Here is a 16,859-nt window from a genome sequence, read left to right as displayed (position 1 = left end):
TTACCTTATCAGTTTTAACGGAGTTAACCTTTTGCAGGTGTTAATTCCCCAGAAAACAGCCACTATCACAGTTCTTATTTTCATTCATTAAAAGAAAGCTGGTTCAAGTTACATCGTAAGTTTATCTTCAGCTGCTTTAAATGTCACGCTGCTTTAAATGTCACAATAACTCATCATTTTAGTGGATTTGTTGAAATTTAATAACAATTAAGAAAATTTAGTTAATTTTATGTAATACTTTTACTTTCTGAACTTAGAGGAAAGTAACATGAAATTTAATTATAGTAACAAATTATCTAAAGTTATTTTAATTGGAATACTCATTGCTGCCCTTATAGTGACTTCAGGGTGCACGAACAAATCCACATCTAGTGATAATGGATCGTCTCCATCAGAAACTTCGGGAGTTTCGGACGCTGATAAGGCAGCAGAATCTGGAGCGATGACACTCACGGACGGATTTGGCAGGGAAGTTACCATATCTGAAAATGTGGAGCGGGTTGTTTGCTCGGGAGCCGGATGCCTGCGATATCTTGTATACCTGCAGGCTCAGGACGATGTAGTAGGGGTTGATAGCTTAGAGAAAGAGGAAAGCGCGTTTGAAGGTCGTCCCTATGCTCTTGCAAACCCACAGCTCAAAGATTATCCCCTTATTGGAGAGTTCAGAGGCAAAGATGATCCTGAAAAGATAATTGCCATCAGCCCCCAGGTCATTCTGAAAACCGGGACAAGCGGCCAGTCGGCAGCAACCAACGGTGCTGATGCCGATACGCTTCAGAATAAAACTGGCATTCCTGTTGTCATGTTCCCTTACGGCTCTTTAAAGAACGAGGAACAGAAAGCCGAAATGTACAATTCACTCCGTATAATGGGTCAGGTAGTAGGCAAACAGGAAAGAGCAGAGGAAGTAATCAATTATATCAATGCTACAATGCAAGACCTGGAAAACAGGACTGCCGACATTCCGGAATCCGAAAGAAAGACTGCCTATATTGGTGGTGTGAGTATGGCTGGAGCCCATGGGATAATCTCAACGGAACCTGCTTATCCACCATTCCTCTGGGTGAATGCAAATAATGTTGCAGCCGGAATGGGTGCAGAGCATGCGGATATTGCCAAAGAAGCACTTGTAGACTGGGACCCAGAGTACATATTTATTGATATCGGGACTCTCCAGGTTGGTAACGAAGGAGCAATTGGAGAGCTTAAGAATGATACGTCTCTCTCAGGACTCTCGGCTGTAAAGAATAAAAAGGTCTATGGAGTGATTCCATACAACTACTACAGCACCAATTATGAGTCCGTACTTGCAAACGCTTATTTTGTAGGAAAAGTGCTCTATCCGGACAGGTTTGAAGATATCGATCCGGAAGCAAAAGCTGACGAAATTTATACCTTCTTCCTTGGTAAACCTGTATTCTCTGAACTTAATGGACAGTACGACAACCTTGGGTTCAAATCGATTCCACTATGATTGAGGTATAAAAAAGTTCGTTTTACCAATCGATAGTTTAGAAAGATTACAATGAAGTAATTTTTAGTTTCGGAGTCTGCTCAAAAATTACTTTATACAATTTTTAAATATTAATAAATTATTTTTTAGTTTATTTTGTTGTATTTTTATCTTATTTTTTTAATTTTATTCCACTCTTTAGTTCTGATTTCATTGAATTAATTTTTCACGGAGTTAACATTTTAAAGTAATTGGTCTGCCAAAAAACAGCCATCATCATAGTTTTTCATTTTTAATAGTTAAAAGCAAGTTGGTTAAAGTTACACCATAAGTTTATACTTATCTGGCTTAAAAAATCACAATAGCTCATTATTTTCAAAAAATTAGTTAGATTGGATATTAAATTAAGAGAATTTCGTTAATTTTATGTAATACTTTTACTCTTTGATCATAAAGGGATGTAACATGAAGTTTAATTATAGTAATAACATATATAAAATTATTTTTATAGGATTGCTCATTGCTGCCCTGGTAGTGGCTTCAGGATGTGCAGACAAGTCCTCATCTGATAAGGATCAGAACGGATCGGCTTCAGCAGAAGCTTCAGGAGTTTCAGGCGCCGATAAGGCAGCAGAATCTGGAGCATTTACACTCACGGATGGATTTGGCAGGGAAGTCACCATACCTGAAAATGTCACCAAGGTTGTTTGTTCAGGAGCCGGGTGCCTGCGTTACCTAGTATACCTGCAGGCTCAGGATGACGTAGTAGGGGTTGACAGCATGGAAAAAAAGGAAAACAAAAACGAGGGTCGCCCCTATGTATATGCGAATCCCCAGCTCAAAAACTATCCTCTGATTGGAGAGGCCAGGGGTAAAGACGACCCTGAGAAAATCATTGAAGTTAACCCTCAGGTTATCCTGAAAGCCAGTATGATTGGGCAGGCAGCAGCACCTACTGCCACTGAAGCCGAAGTCCTTCAGGACAAAACCGGTATCCCTGTGGTCTCATTCCCTTACGGGTCTTTGAATAATGAGACACAGAAAGCCGAAGTGTACAGCTCTCTGAGGATAATGGGCAAGGCAGTAGGCAAACAGGAAAGAGCAGAGGAAGTAATCAATTATATCAATGCTACGATGCAGGATCTTGAAAACAGGACTGCCGACATTCCGGAATATGAAAGAAAAACTGCCTATATTGGTGGGGTCGGTATGGCTGGAGCTCATGGAATAATCGCTACCGAACCTGCTTACGCACCATTCCTCTGGGTGAATGCAAAGAATGTCGCAGCCGGAATGGGCACAGAACATGCGGATATTGCTAAGGAGGCACTCATAGACTGGGATCCCGAGTATATATTTGTCGATGTTGGTACCCTCCAGCTTGGTAACGAAGGTGCAATTGGAGAACTGAAAAATGATACATCCCTTGCAGGACTCTCGGCTGTGAAAAATAAAAAAGTCTATGGAGTAATCCCTTATAATTTCTACAGCACCAACTATGAGTCCGTACTTGCAGACGCTTATTTTATCGGAAAAGTGCTCTATCCGGACAGGTTTGAAGATATCGATCCGGAAGCAAAAGCTGACGAAATATACACTTTCTTCGTTGGTAAACCTGTATTTTCAGATCTGAACGGAAATTACAGCAATATGGGCTTTAAACAAATTCTGCAATAAGATGGAGGGTATAAAAAGGTGCATTTTGCCAAAGGGGCAGTTCCAGAAGATTATCTTGTGTACATACGCAGAAAATACTTCTGGCTAATGGGGGGGCTTCTGTTCCTCTTCATTATGCTTATTTACTCGATCTCGGTAGGAGAAGTGACAATACCACCTAATGAAGTGCTGCAAACCATAACGGGACACAGCGTTTCTACAAAATGGGATTTAATTATCTGGAACATCCGGCTCCCTCAAGCTCTGGCTGCAATAGTTGCAGGAGCCGGGCTCTCGGTTGCAGGGGTTGCAATGCAGTCTATACTGCGTAATCCCATTGCATCTCCTTTCACGCTTGGAATTTCAAATGCCGGTGCTTTCGGAGCTGCAGTGTCTGTTGTGGTCCTCGGTACCGGAAAAATGCAGTCCACAGTTGCAAATGCTGTGACAATCAACAACCCTTACCTGACAACAACGGTAGCTCTTTTCTTTTGCCTTCTTGCGACAGGAGTGATCCTGCTAATCTCGAGCATACGGGGGGCTTCGCCCGAGGTAATGGTACTTGCAGGAGTTGCGCTTTCTTCCCTCTTTACCGCAGGCACGGCATTCCTCCAGTACTTTGCTGACGATACCCAGCTTGCAGCAGTCGTTTTCTGGACTTTTGGCGATGTCGGAAGAGTAACCTGGACGGAACTTGAGATAATGGCTGGCGTTGTGTTGCTTGCAGTTATATTCTTCGTTGCCAATTGCTGGAACTATAATGCCATAGATGCAGGCGATGAGACCGCAAAGGGTCTCGGTGTCAATGTGGAAAGGACAAGGTTAGTAGGCATGGTAATCGCAGCCCTGGTCTCGGCAGTGATTGTTGCATTTCTTGGGGTTATAGGGTTTATAGGGCTGGTCTGTCCTCATATGGTCAGAAGGGTCATAGGGGATGACCAGCGTTACCTGATACCTGGCTCTACTCTGTTTGGAGGAATCCTGCTTCTGGCATCAGACACTGCGGCAAGGCTTATAATATCACCATATGTGCTTCCCGTATCTATTCTTACTGCTTTCATGGGAGCACCGGTTTTCATATACTTACTTCTTAAGGGGTACAAACGATGATACTTTCAGTAAAGGAACTTGAATTTTTGTATCGAAACCGTAAAATTCTCCATGAAATAGCTTTTTCCATCGAGGAAGGAGAAATTGTAGCAATCCTTGGGCCCAATGGGGTTGGTAAGACTACACTTTTAAAATGTCTTAACAAAATTCTCCGCCCAAACGGGGGAACAGTTCATCTTGATGGAAATAACCTTTTTGACCTAGGAACAATGGAGATCGCACGCCTTGTTGGGTATGTTCCCCAGCGGGTGGAAACAGGAAGGCTGACAGCTTTTGATGCAGTCCTGCTTGGAAGACGGCCCCATATCAAGTGGGACGTTACCGTAAAAGACCTTCAAATAGTCGATTCTGTCTTCAAGTTACTTTCCATGGAAAAACTCCGCCTTTCATATATCGATGAAATGAGCGGCGGAGAACTCCAGAAGGTCGCAATTGCACGTTCACTCGTACAGGAGCCAAAAGTCCTCCTCCTTGACGAACCTACAAGCAGCCTTGATATGAAAAATCAGGTTGAGATTCTGGCCATTATCAGGCAGATTGTCCTTGAGCACAGAATTGCAGCCATAATGACAATGCACGACCTTAACCAGGCCCTCAGGTACGCAGACCGGTTTATTTTCATGAAGGAAGGGAAAGTCCACGCGCAAGGGGGCGCCGAGGTAATTACACCTAAGGTGATCGAGGAAGTGTATGGCTTGCCTGTAATTATCGGGGAGATTGCAGGTATGCGCTGTGTGGTTCCTGGAAGCCCTGAAGTAGCACTTGTACATAACCTGTAAAAACCAGCAACAAGTAAGGAATTCTTTCAAGAATGAGTATATAACAATTTCAAAAGTAGTCCGAAAGAATAAGGTCAGAGAAAAAAGTAAAAGTAGATTTTAAAATAGAGGTTCGGTTTGCCAGAGAGGCAAAACCGACCAGAGAAAGATTTCCAGGTTTTTACCTGGTAATCATCATTTCTGCAGTTTCAGGTTTGTAGAACCAGTCTCTCGGAAGTACCTTTTCCTGCTGGTAGTACTTAACAAGCCTTCTGATCTTGGATTCAGTAAGGTTAAGGGCACGCTTGTTGTGGACGTCTTTCTTGTTAACAGAAAGGTGCTTTCTGAGCCTCAGGGCCTTCACAATCAGATTGGTAAGGTCTTCCGGAACGTTTGGAAGAGCATTGTTCTCCTTAAGAATGGCTGTGATCTTCTTACCTGTGACAAGCTTGGCATCAGGAACCCCGTAACGGTCCCTTAAAGTCATCCCGATTTCGGAAGTAGAGACACCCTGTTTCCAGAGGTCAAGAGTGATTGTAGTAACTTCTTCTGCGCTGATCTTGCACCACTCAGGCGGCTCGGTTCTGATTGGTCTGGTGGAAGCAGACTTGCCTTTTCTTTTGGTATGCATTTTTGCCATAATAATTCTCCTGATATCAATTGATCGATGCCCTGAAGAGGACTCTTCGGGCTGAAGTTATATCTTTACCGACTATAACGGACCAATACATCGATCGGGAGATTTAATCCGCCACAGCAAACTGCTGCGTGGCTTTTCAGGAATCCCTGGAAAAGCGTAAGTTTTTCGGTAAAAACATCACTAGAGAACGCACCATAACATATATATTTTGTGTTGGGAAGCGTCTGTCTCCTTTCAGATTGAAAAGCTTCAGTGGTAAACGCTTTCCATAAGCACATTTTATCTGAGTATATATCCAGATTCTATATCAGGTTCTATATCCAGGTTCTATATCCAAGTTCTATATCCAGGTTCATGAATTAGAGTTCCAGAAGCTCAAAACTATTCGCGCCCCACCAGGATTTATCTGCCTGTAAACAGACTCGACATGCGCATCGCGAAGGGCTCGGGCTTCTGAAAGATTTTCAGCTTCAAGAACGGAATAAACCGTTTCGTTGACCTCATCTGAGAATTCACCTTCAAGCTCGCTCCGGATTTCACTTTTTATATACTCTGTCGTCATGTCTTCAAGTAAAGATAACTCGGCTGTTGATGTATTTTCAGAAAAAGCCCCGGAATTAATTGGGAACCCGGCTTCAAGTAAATCCAAAAAATATACCGCAAAAGCTTCTCCTCCGTACTTTCTCTCTACAGGATTTTCAGAAACTCCATAGATAAGGGTCTGGAAAGATTCCTCATTTTCCTCCCCAAATCCCGCCCCAAAATAATCCGATGGGAAGAGCAGCTCGGTAAGTACCTCTGCACCTTCGAGGGCTGCTGCGTCAAGTGAAGCATTAAAAGCCTGAAAGAGTATCTTACTGGCTTCTTCATCTGAAGAGTTCAGAGAAGCTTCAAGTACTGAGTCATTAACAGAAGCAAGCAGAACAGCTTTTGAAGGAGGGCTGGAATAAAGGGGCATGGAAAGCTTTGTACTTTGTCGGATTGCATTTGCAGGAGGCTCTTCACCAATAATAAGCTCGCTTTGTACAGGAAAAGCTTCCACAGGATGCCAGTAAGCCTCAAACCTGTAGGAAAACCTTCCCGCGGCTTTCTGATCTATATATGCTGAAATGAACTCCTTGTTTCTGGAAGAATAGTCTGCAGCAAGAGGATTCAGGAAAACTAAAGAGTCATTATTCGAGATCGCAAGGGAAAGGGAAAGATATTCCGCAACCAGGTCAGCAAACGTCCTGTGTTTCTGCTCTTTCCCGAAAAGGGCGTGAGAAGAATTGTCCACAACTGAGTTTTCAGGTATTGATATATTAAGAGCTTCAAGAGGGGAAATCTCGTATTCGAAATTCTCAAGTTTACAGGAAAGCAGTGACTCAAGCAGATAAACGTCAAGTTCCGAAGAAGTGACATACCCGGCTGCATAATATTGCTTTTCTGCCTGCATGGAAGGTATTAGCAAGATACCTGCAAGTGAAATCAGGACAAGCAGAAAAAGAGCGTCAAAAACCGTGAAATAACCTGAACATTCCGCAGTCATCTTGCCTTTTTTCTTTGTGAATTGCCAGGGGATTTCAGGAACTATTGGATATCTTACTTTATTCTGCTCTCTTATTCTTAATTCCCTGCTTCTCTTTATGGGATCTCCGGTTATCTTCTCTTTCATGCAATTTCTCTCACTTTCATGCCAGATTTCTCATTTTCAGGTTCACTCTAATTTCCATCCAGCTTTTTGAGTTTTCACGCTTTTTTTAGACCTTCCACGCGATTCTTCAATTTCCATGTACCTTTTCAAATTTTTATATGGCTTTTTAATTTTTATACAATTTTTCTAACTTCGCTCGGCTCTTTAATTTCGATGCAATTTTTCTAACTTCTCTCCGGCTTTTCTCATTTGCTGACCTTCTTTTTCAGTTCCATTCTGTCTTATAAATCACCACAGTAAGGGTTCCGGGGACCGATTCGGCAGGATTGAGTTTGATAACAACGGGCACAGAGGCTGCAACTTTTTCCAGGCCGTCGGCAAAAGCATCAGGTTCGGCATCATCTGGTTTGATCTGCCAGTGCCACTGGCCGTCTCCTGTCCGGACTTCAACCAGAAATCGGTAATTCCTGGAAAAAGCTGCAAAAAGCCTCTCTCTTTCGTTAGCTCCATTAGGGCCCGAAAATGCGTCAAGTGAAGCTGCCGAAAGCAAGCCTGTGCTTTCCGCTTCCAGAGCAGGGGCATCTGCCAGGTTTTCAGCAATAAGAGATGCGGTCTCGTAATTTTCAAGAGCAAATGAACGGTCTTCGTATCCAAGATAGGTCTGTGACATCAGGGCTGCGAAAACCATAAAACCTATCACTGCAAGGGCTACGGAGAGTAGATCGGTATGAGGTTCAAGCACCCCACGTTCGTCCCTGGACATTAACGCACACGTTTTTTTCACAGGTTTTAAAAAATCTTTGAGCCGGGCTGTGTCTTTGAGCCGAGCTGTAGTTGTGAGCCGTTTTTTGAGTAGAGCTTCAAGCAGATCACCGTTAAACAGGGAGTCATTGATAAACAAGGACACAGCCAAAAGCAGAGACCCCCTCCTCATCTTTCATATAAATGAATTCTTTCTTTAATGAAATATTTTCATTCGGGTTCAGGACTGCTTCTTCGGCCCCCAATGCCTGGAGAAAAGCCCTAATTTCAGAATAATCGGCTGTAAGAGGAATTTCCTCGTTGCCTGGAGCTCCAAATTCCTCACTGAGTTTTTCGTGCAGGATAGATTCGTCAAGAGGCAAAACCCTGAAGGCGAAGGGTTTTACAGCCCTGAAACTCCGTTCTCCTGACTCGGCTTCCAGACAGACATATTCTCCAGAAACCCGTACCTTTATGTCTCCCGCAAAAGGCAAATCCCTAAAAATTTCCTGTTCACTGAAACAATAGGAAGATTCGCGAAATTCATCTTGAGACCCGCTCTGAAATTTCTCCTGAAACCCCTGTTGAGTTTCGACCTGGGAATTGCTCGATCCGACCTCATCTACTGCAGTTTTAAAGTCCAGAGCAAGAAAATCAAGCTTTTCCCGGGTTTCAAGCCCCTTGAAACTGGCAATCAGATTAAAAAGTGCCGCAAAAAAGACAACACTTGCAAGAATTAGAGCCGCTTTTGAAATCAAGAAATCGGCCCATGCAGAGTCATCGCGAGCAAAATCCCTCACAGCAGATCTTCTCCTATGCATTAAATTTTATTAAGAGTAATATTCTCAGAAATAATTACGAATAGCCTTCCGAATTTTGGTTCGAGTTTTGTTGAGAGCGAGAGCCTGTGCCTACCTGAACCAAGGAATACGGGCCCGTTAAGGTCAGGGTTTGAGAAAGAGGCACACGAATAATAGAAAGTGCTTTTCTCTCCTGTGTGGACGCAGTAATCGTTAGCATCCGCAGGCCATTTGTCCTGCCTGCCAGGAAGAGCCCCAAAATCCACACTTACGCCTTCAGGCAGCCTGAGCTCCAGGGAAACTTCACTTCCTTCCCCACGGAAGGAGAGCTGTTCGGCAGCAGCCGTAAGCCTTGAAATCTCATCCAGAGCTGTTTTTTCCTTTGCTTCGTCCAGAAAATCATAAAGATAGCCGAAGGAGAGGAGTAAAATCACAGCAAAAAGGATGCCTGAGACTGTCAGCCTGAAAGGAAGCGAAACAACTGCGGATTCGTCAGTTTCAATCGAACGAGGCAAAAATGGATCTTGATTGACCGTAAATTATCCTCCTAACCCAAAATACGGAAAACTTTGAATGATGTGAATAATGAACTTAGTCGGGCAGAGTATAAAAAATTTATTACTGTGTGTGATTAACAATTACTGTACACGATTAACAAATACTGTATACGATTAACAAATAGGAACCTCTGAGACTGCAAAAATTAATTCCTGCAACATTAAAATAGCTCAATAATTGGCAAGAATCATAGCATTAGATATGAAGTAATCAGTAAGATAGTTACTGAATAATAATTATCAATAGTTTTTTATACTATTTGTTCTATGTAAATCTGGCGGGTCGACTGATCTACTGTTACACAAAGAAATTTTCCTCCTTTATTTCCTCCTTTAATTTCCCCAACTGTAAATAATAAACACTCCACCAGATCCTCCTTATCGGCCTGCCAATCCTCCTTTTTATCTAAAAAATAGCTAGATTTTACTTGAAAAGTTTTTAGGCTTTTCGTTGGTTTGTGTGGATATTCTCATAATATTCTCATAAAAACCAATGGGTCTTGAAGTGAAAATTATATTTATCCATAGAGAATGACGAAGAGCCAGTTTCCTCTAGTTTCAGGCAATTTTGGTTCAGGCAATTTTGGTTCAGGCAATTTAGGCAGTTTTTGATATTCTGCAATACAGAATTAAAATAAAAAATAAGAAAGTTGGAGTTTTTTTGTGTTCAATCAAGTGAAGAACTAAGCAAAAACCCTCAACTGGAGTTTAAAACAATTCACTCAAATTGCAAGAGTGGTCCTGAAGACTATCTTATATTAAATCCATCCAAAAAGTTTCTCGAAGAATCCAGCTTCCTTGACTTCTACCGGAGCCTGAAGGATGGCGGTATACTTAATGTCACCTTCTGGAGTTTCGTATTTTAATACAGTGTCAATTCCATATTCCTTGGGCACAGCTTCGCTATCTGCTTTAATTTTAATTTTTGCAACAGCCGTGCTGCCAGGTGCTATAGTGGATAGGAATGCCGCACTATCGGTTGTGCTCAGAGGATCAGCTGGATTAATTATCGCTTTAACGTTTTTTGCCTCTTCTTCACCTGTGTTTTTAATAGTTATATCAATCATGTTCTCCCCACCTGGAGAAAGACTGCCTGTAGTGTTTACAATCTCAAAATCAGCCTGATCATTCACCTTAATCTTTAACGTCAGGTTCTGATTCATCATTCCATACCAGCGATTCGCGTCATAGGTCTGAGCGGTTACATCCGGATTCATTATTTGCACGTTTTTCTGGTAATCGTAGGAAAGATTCAGGTAAAGGTTGTATTCCCCAGCCTTTGCTTTTTTATCGATTTTTATATCAAATTTTGCTGGTGCCAGTGAATTTTCTCCACTTTTTATGGAGCCGATTTCCTGGCTAACTGACTTGACCTCAACAGGACTGTTTGGATCTGTTGAAAGAGAGGCTACTACGTTTGTAGCGTCCACTATGCCGCTTTCAAGTTTCATTTCGGTCTGGGCAGCATAGATTTCATCGGAATCATAAGGAGTTTTATCATTCTTGAATCCTAATAATTTACCTTTGTTCATCACATTAATATTCAAAGTAGCCGTTTGGTCTCTATCAAACTCATTACTCCCAATAATATTAGCGTTAAGATCAGGGCTACCATATACAGTATAGTAATTTTTTCCAAGATCAAAGCTTTGGGGAATATTATAATTATTCGAAGTATTAGAAGCGCCTTCTGCGCATGATATCATAGCAATCAATAGAAGAGAGATTATTATAACTTCTTTCATTTTATGCTTCCCTCCTGAATAGATGGACACCTAAAGTAAAAGTAACAACTGCAAACAAAGAGAGTATCATCAAATCGTTAGATATAGCGTTCAAACCCTGACCCTTGATCATAATAGTACGCATAGCATCGATTGCATAAGTCAGAGGCAAGCAATAAGCTATATAACGCATCCAGTCAGGAACCGAACTCAAGGGAAAAAACACACCTGTGACAAACATGGATGGCATAGTAACCAGCATGTTTAATTGAAAGAAAGATTCCATATCTTCTACTCTTGAAGACATGACTATCCCCATCCCTACGCCACCGAGAGTGAAAACAATAAGCACCAGTGAAATCAGAAGCCAGCTACCATTCATATTGAATCCCAATAGAATATATGCTGCAAGTATCAAGATAACTGCTCTGCCTAATTGCAATATTAGCTGATATATCGTCTTCCCGAGAATTACAGATCTCTTACTAATAGGCGTCATCAGCATACGAATAAGTGTACCATCTTCTTTTTCTCCTGCAATTGCAGAACCCGTGGTTGCTACAGAACCCATAAACACTGTAAGAGCTATAACACCTGGTATGAGGAAGTCCAGATATTCCAGATTACCGTAAACATTGGGAATGTTTAAAGAGACTGACCCTGTTTTCGCCAGCAACTGTTTCATAAAGTTGATAATTGTGCTACTTGTGGTAGTGTCTGATGTGTCAGTCAGAAGCGTCAAGTTTGTACTTTCATTTTTGACTATGCTATCACTATAATCAGGAGGAATAAGCAGAACGCCTTTATACATTCCAGCGTCTATTTTACTCTCAGCCTCTGATTGCGACATATCCTTAGTGTAGGTCACCGAAAACATTGGATTTCCATCGTATTTGCCAGTATAGCTTCCGATTTCCTGAACAAGGGAATTTGAGACTCTGCCTGTATCATCATTGACTATAAGGATGGGAGCATTTTTGACTGTTCCACCCATACCATAGCCAAAAAAGACTATCATGATTATAGGGAATAAAACCAGAGGAATTATGAGCGCCTTTTTTCGGGAAAGTATTTTGAATTCTTTTTTCGCTACTATTAATGAATCCCTTAGCTCAGTTTTTATTGTCATTTAATCACGTACCTCTTCTCCTGTAAAGTGTACAAACACTTCTTCCAGATTTGTACTCCCTGTAGTTTCTTTTAAACGTTCGGGGTTATCAAGAGCTACCATTTTGCCGGAGTCCATTACAGCAACCCTATCACATAGATTGTCCGCCTCTTCCATGTAATGAGTTGTAAAAACCAGAGTTTTCCCTTCTTCGTTGAATTTCCTGGCGAGTTTCCAGATCACATTTCTTGTCTGGGGGTCAAGACCGGTTGAAGGTTCATCCCAGAATAGAATCTGAGGGTCATGCAACACTGCGGCGATTACTGATAAGCGCTGTTTCATACCACCAGAAAAGCCTCCAGTAAAGCGGTCAGCACTAGCTTCGAGCCCTACAAGCTTCAGATAGTAATCGATTTTTTCTTCCATGACCTGTTTAGGAACATTGTAAAGGTTCCCCATGAGTTCCAGGTTTTCTCTGGCTGTAAGGAGTGGGTAAAGGCTGAGCTTCTGTGGAACTATGCCTATAAGCGGTCTTATTTTGTAGTCCTGTTTTTCAACATCAAAGCCAGCAACTCTTATACTGCCACTTGTGGGCTTTATTAACGTGGTAAGCATGGAAAACGTAGTTGATTTGCCAGCTCCATTTGGTCCTATCATACCGAAAATTTCTCCTTTGAATACATCGAAGCTGACATCGTTCACTGCGGTTATTTTCCTCCCTCGTGAATGAAAAACTTTGACAAGATTTTTGACCTCAATAATCGGTTCCATTTACTCACCTGTTTTTCAGTTTTCTTCATCCTTCAGGATACCTTTAGTGAATATGTCAATAAACCGTTCAATTTCCTCATTATAATCACCCAACAAACTGTCACCAAATACTTCTCTTAGTAAAGATGTATAAACAAAATAACTGACAAAAGTTATTGCTGCAGACCTGGAATTTATAGTCCGCATTTTTCCGTTTTTTATTTGCAAATCAAAGTATTCGCTCAAAGGCTTGATATTCATTTGAAGAAACGATAATAGAGCTTCAGAGACTTCGGGCCTCCGTCTTCCTTCTTCAAATAGCATAAACATAAACATCCGGCGTTTGCTATCCTTCTTTTTATCTTTCATAGCTTTTGCAATATTTTTCCCTAAAATCCGAAGCTCTGTCTCAAGGTCTGCATCTTTTTCGTTCTGGAATATATGGAATAACTCCTCCAGCGATGAAAAAACAGTTCGGTTATTGATTAACACCTCTTTCAGCAGGTTTTCTTTTGACTTGAATTTTCGGAACAAAGTTACCTCGGCAACGTTTGCCTCTTCAGCGATTTTTCGTGTAGTCGCACCCGTGTATCCTTCACTGGCGAATACTCTCAAAGCTGCGTTTAAGATTCTTTGTTCTGTATCTTCCATGTAAGTAAGCAATTACTTACTTTCATTTAAAGATATTGCTATATCTACTAGATATAAACTTGCTGAAAGTAAAAATCAAGGTATGAATTGAAGATATGAACAAACTGGATGCTCAAAAACAGACTTTTAAAATTATATACATATGTTTAAAACTATTTTTTATGCTGGCATCTGGATAGATGGAGATTTAATATTATTGAGTTCTTACTTTAACAGCTAAGTCATAAGTATAAAAATAAGGTTCTGTAGAAATCCTTTATTCAATCATTGAAATTTAACTTTCGCACTTCTGTTTATAAGTATTTGAAAATTCATAAACCACAGGATTTCTACAAAAGCCGATAATATGCCTATATTATTTCCTTAAACTTAATTAGGAGGATAACTAGCGAACCATTTTACAGGATCAATTACAACTGGATATCCCGCATTTACCCATGCTTTGAGACCGCCTTGAACGTTATATACATTTTTGTAACCGGCATCTGCTATCATTTGGCTTGCGGTGGCACTTCGTCCCCCGCTAAGGCAATAGACAACTATCTTTGTGTTTTTGTTTTCTGGCAGTTCTTTCAGCCGAGCAGGCAGTAACTGGTCGTCTGGCAAACTTACAGAATCATGCTTCGGCACATTTTTTAATGGTATTAATGTCGCTCCTTCAATGTGAGAATAGTTAAATTCTGCTGGAGTACGAACGTCCAGAAGGAATACATGTTTATTTTCGAGTATGTTTTTAGCTTGACAGACCGTGACATTCTCATAACCCGGGGCAGTACAACCAATCTTAGGGGCTGCTCCTGCAATGCCAGGAGCAATAATGAGAAGCGCAATGAGAATTGCAGCAAAACTTGATAAATATTGTTTATTCAATCCTACTCCTCCAGTAATACAATTTTTTTACCTTCTTTAAACTTTAGGGAAAACGCATGGCCTTAAAAATACTTTGAAATGACGCATTGTGTAACGTATTATTTCTTAAAATATCACCGAATTTAGCTTTCCCTTAAAAGTGCATTTTATTTTTATATAAAATTAGATTTTATTTCTGTATAATATTGTAAAATCCGTTTAGTGGGGCGAGTAACAGCCCCAACTGAACGTTTTTAAACCTTCTGTTTTCTAAATATACGAAGGTTATGATGTAAATTACTTTATAAATATTAAATAATTTTGGTTTACGACCCAGCAAGTAAGACCTTACACAATAAGAGATATTGCCCTTTGAAAAATCAGTTTTCAGGAATCCTAAACCGTTGGAATCCTAACCGTTGTATCCTGAAATGCTTTCGTAGATTCAAAACTATTTGAAAGTTGATATACGATACAACAGCAGGCGACTCAAAAAATTAAATTTGAGTTAATTCCAATTCCATTTTGATACTATAGAAAATCGGGTCATGTCCACGATTTATTGACAAATCTGAAAAACCGGGTATATGCTCAGGGATTAACAAAGATGCAGAGAGATCCTCATGCTTATGGTTTTCAATAATCTACACCCACGACCTAAAATCGAAAGTGGAAAAATTAGGGCTTTATATAGAAAATCCTCTGAAATAAGGAAGAACGAACATATAGATAAATTAATGGAAGAGCAGCAAAAAAAGAAAGTGATCTGGAGCAGACTATTTATTTTGCATACTAATGAAGAGAACAAAAAACAAGCTGATTAGAAACACAGGATTTTTATGTGATTTTTGCAAAAAGATATCATTGGATGATAACGTTTCCCAGGAACTCCAGAAGGAAAATAGAAAAATAAAAAATATTGTTTTTTGATATTGAAACTAATATTTAGTGAGATCTTAATATAGAAAAAACAAAACTATATATACAAAAGATGTGTATCATTGATTAGTAACGTGGGAACAAAACCTATGAACAGACCCGAACCTATGAACAGAACTGAACAGACCAGAAAATATACGAACAGACAAGAAAAATATGCCTTCACAAGAATTTAATTAATAATCCCATGTTACTTATTTTACAGTGAGCCAGTGCTCAAATCTCTTCATTTTCTTTTTTATGGCCATGATTCAATAAGTTAATGTCTTCCAGACCTTCACTTGCGTTTTGCGTCTCAATTCCCAGGATATGAACTTCTGTTTTCTCGCAAGTTATTTCGGAACAAAGGTCAGCCAAAAAAATAGAATATCAAAAAAAATTCACTCGACTAGAAAATTTAATTATATATAGAAAATATACTTATTTTATTAATTACCTTTTTTCTTTTTTATATATTGTCTAAATCGAATAACTATATATAATTTCATTAATTATTATTCTCAACGTTGAAATGCGAATGAGTAAGACAGAGGAATAGAAATTAAAAGAATAGTACATATTTCAGACATTCATTTTTCAGAGGCATATTATATGCCGGATATTGCAAATTCCATGCTTGAAAACATAAACAGGAGTTCTCCAGATATTGTAGTAATCACCGGAGACCTGACGGAAAACGGGCTTGCAGCCGAGTATAATGGGGCAAAGAAATTCATCGACAGGATTGAATGCAAAAACAAGGTGATAGTTCCAGGAAACCATGACTCCAGAAACGCCGGTTACCTCTTTTTTGAGGATCTTTTCAAAACCAGATCGACTTCCGGGCACTTTGGAGAGGTCACTATAGTAGGGCTTGATTCTTCCCAGCCGGAACTTGACGAAGGACATATTGGAAGAGAAAATTACAACTGGATAGAGAATACTTTTTCAGTAAACGGTTTCAAAGTTTTTGCCCTTCACCACCACCTTATTCCGATCCCCAGAACTGGTCGGGGAAATAATGTACTTGTAGATGCAGGAGACGTTCTGGAACTCCTGGACCGCTCAGGTGTCAACCTTGTGCTCTGCGGGCACTGGCACATCCCCTGGGTCTGGAGATTGAATGACATGCTTGTAATCAGCGCGGGAACTGTCTGCTCTTCCAAAGTTCGTGGAAAAATGTCTCAGTGCTACAATTTGATTGAAATTGATGCACCAGAATCCGATTGCAAGCGCTGGCATCTACAAGTTTACAGAGTTTTTACTAGAGGAGAAAAAGAGAAAGTTGTTGATAGTATAATATAATTAAGCAAAATAAAGTTAGAAAAATATTAGATACAGTGCTTGAGAAGTATCTCGTCCCTTCTCCTGAATAGTTTTAAAAAAGTAAAGATGTTTTAAAAATACATAATTACATCCTCCTTTTTTGCCTGGATACCATGAATAATGGATGCTATTACTATAGCTGCATAATTTATGAGTCTTCAGACCTATTCTCCTTATAACTAATT

General features: G+C 40.3%; 15 protein-coding genes. 5 read left to right on the top strand and 10 right to left on the bottom strand.

Going from position 1 to position 16,859, the window contains the following annotated elements:
- Window positions 1-268: 268 nt before the first annotated feature.
- The 4 genes from MSKOL_RS03980 to MSKOL_RS03965 all read left to right on the top strand — a co-directional run bounded on the left by MSKOL_RS03980 (window position 269) and on the right by MSKOL_RS03965 (window position 4,998).
- Complete coding sequence (locus tag MSKOL_RS03980) at window positions 269-1,474, top strand: iron ABC transporter substrate-binding protein (RefSeq protein ID WP_048153840.1); 1,206 nt, start codon at window positions 269-271, stop codon at window positions 1,472-1,474.
- A 444-nt stretch (window positions 1,475-1,918) separates the two neighbouring features.
- Entirely contained in the window at window positions 1,919-3,130 is a 1,212-nt protein-coding gene (locus MSKOL_RS03975) for an iron ABC transporter substrate-binding protein (RefSeq protein WP_048153838.1), read from the top strand.
- Between the two features lie 18 nt (window positions 3,131-3,148).
- Window positions 3,149-4,219 (top strand): iron ABC transporter permease, encoded by a 1,071-nt coding sequence (locus MSKOL_RS03970; protein ID WP_048118380.1) that lies wholly within the window; start codon window positions 3,149-3,151, stop codon window positions 4,217-4,219.
- The gene (locus tag MSKOL_RS03965; RefSeq protein WP_048153836.1) at window positions 4,216-4,998 is read left to right on the top strand and encodes an ABC transporter ATP-binding protein; all 783 of its coding nucleotides are present in this window, start codon (window positions 4,216-4,218) and stop codon (window positions 4,996-4,998) included. Before MSKOL_RS03970 ends, MSKOL_RS03965 begins: the two co-directional genes overlap by 4 nt.
- Window positions 4,999-5,158: 160 nt before the next feature.
- Here MSKOL_RS03965 and MSKOL_RS03960 read toward each other — a convergent pair whose 3' ends face one another.
- From MSKOL_RS03960 to MSKOL_RS03915, 10 genes are all read right to left on the bottom strand, one after another.
- Window positions 5,159-5,617 (bottom strand): 30S ribosomal protein S15, encoded by a 459-nt coding sequence (locus MSKOL_RS03960; RefSeq protein ID WP_048118374.1) that lies wholly within the window; start codon window positions 5,615-5,617, stop codon window positions 5,159-5,161.
- A gap of 352 nt (window positions 5,618-5,969) precedes the next feature.
- A complete protein-coding gene (locus MSKOL_RS03955) occupies window positions 5,970-7,271 on the bottom strand; it encodes a hypothetical protein (protein WP_048153834.1) in 1,302 nt (433 codons plus the stop codon).
- Window positions 7,272-7,515: 244 nt separating this feature from the next.
- Window positions 7,516-8,157 (bottom strand): hypothetical protein, encoded by a 642-nt coding sequence (locus MSKOL_RS03950; protein ID WP_231592615.1) that lies wholly within the window; start codon window positions 8,155-8,157, stop codon window positions 7,516-7,518.
- Window positions 8,138-8,791, bottom strand: a complete 654-nt coding sequence (locus MSKOL_RS03945; RefSeq protein ID WP_231592430.1) for a hypothetical protein — start codon at window positions 8,789-8,791, stop codon at window positions 8,138-8,140. Before MSKOL_RS03945 ends, MSKOL_RS03950 begins: the two co-directional genes overlap by 20 nt.
- Window positions 8,792-8,811: 20 nt before the next feature.
- A complete protein-coding gene (locus MSKOL_RS03940) occupies window positions 8,812-9,306 on the bottom strand; it encodes a hypothetical protein (RefSeq protein ID WP_052725329.1) in 495 nt (164 codons plus the stop codon).
- A gap of 800 nt (window positions 9,307-10,106) precedes the next feature.
- Window positions 10,107-11,093 (bottom strand): COG1361 S-layer family protein, encoded by a 987-nt coding sequence (locus tag MSKOL_RS03935; protein WP_052725328.1) that lies wholly within the window; start codon window positions 11,091-11,093, stop codon window positions 10,107-10,109.
- A 1-nt stretch (window position 11,094) separates the two neighbouring features.
- Window positions 11,095-12,201 (bottom strand): ABC transporter permease, encoded by a 1,107-nt coding sequence (locus MSKOL_RS03930; protein ID WP_048118365.1) that lies wholly within the window; start codon window positions 12,199-12,201, stop codon window positions 11,095-11,097.
- Window positions 12,202-12,951 (bottom strand): ABC transporter ATP-binding protein, encoded by a 750-nt coding sequence (locus MSKOL_RS03925; protein ID WP_048153830.1) that lies wholly within the window; start codon window positions 12,949-12,951, stop codon window positions 12,202-12,204.
- 15 nt (window positions 12,952-12,966) lie between these two features.
- A complete protein-coding gene (locus MSKOL_RS18630; protein WP_156150956.1) occupies window positions 12,967-13,581 on the bottom strand; it encodes a TetR/AcrR family transcriptional regulator in 615 nt (204 codons plus the stop codon).
- A gap of 369 nt (window positions 13,582-13,950) precedes the next feature.
- Window positions 13,951-14,451, bottom strand: a complete 501-nt coding sequence (locus MSKOL_RS03915; RefSeq protein WP_048153828.1) for a rhodanese-like domain-containing protein — start codon at window positions 14,449-14,451, stop codon at window positions 13,951-13,953.
- Between the two features lie 1,476 nt (window positions 14,452-15,927).
- Between MSKOL_RS03915 and MSKOL_RS03905 the strand changes: the two genes are divergently transcribed.
- Window positions 15,928-16,653 carry a metallophosphoesterase gene (locus MSKOL_RS03905; RefSeq protein ID WP_255351990.1) on the top strand — a complete coding sequence of 242 codons (726 nt, stop codon included), beginning with the start codon at window positions 15,928-15,930 and terminating at the stop codon, window positions 16,651-16,653.
- Window positions 16,654-16,859 lie beyond the last annotated feature (206 nt).

This window comes from Methanosarcina sp. Kolksee (assembly GCF_000969945.1).
Classification (GTDB): Archaea; Halobacteriota; Methanosarcinia; order Methanosarcinales; family Methanosarcinaceae; genus Methanosarcina; species Methanosarcina vacuolata.
The sequence above is the reverse complement of the archived record's forward strand: the minus strand, read 5'-3'. Positions and strand labels throughout refer to the sequence as shown.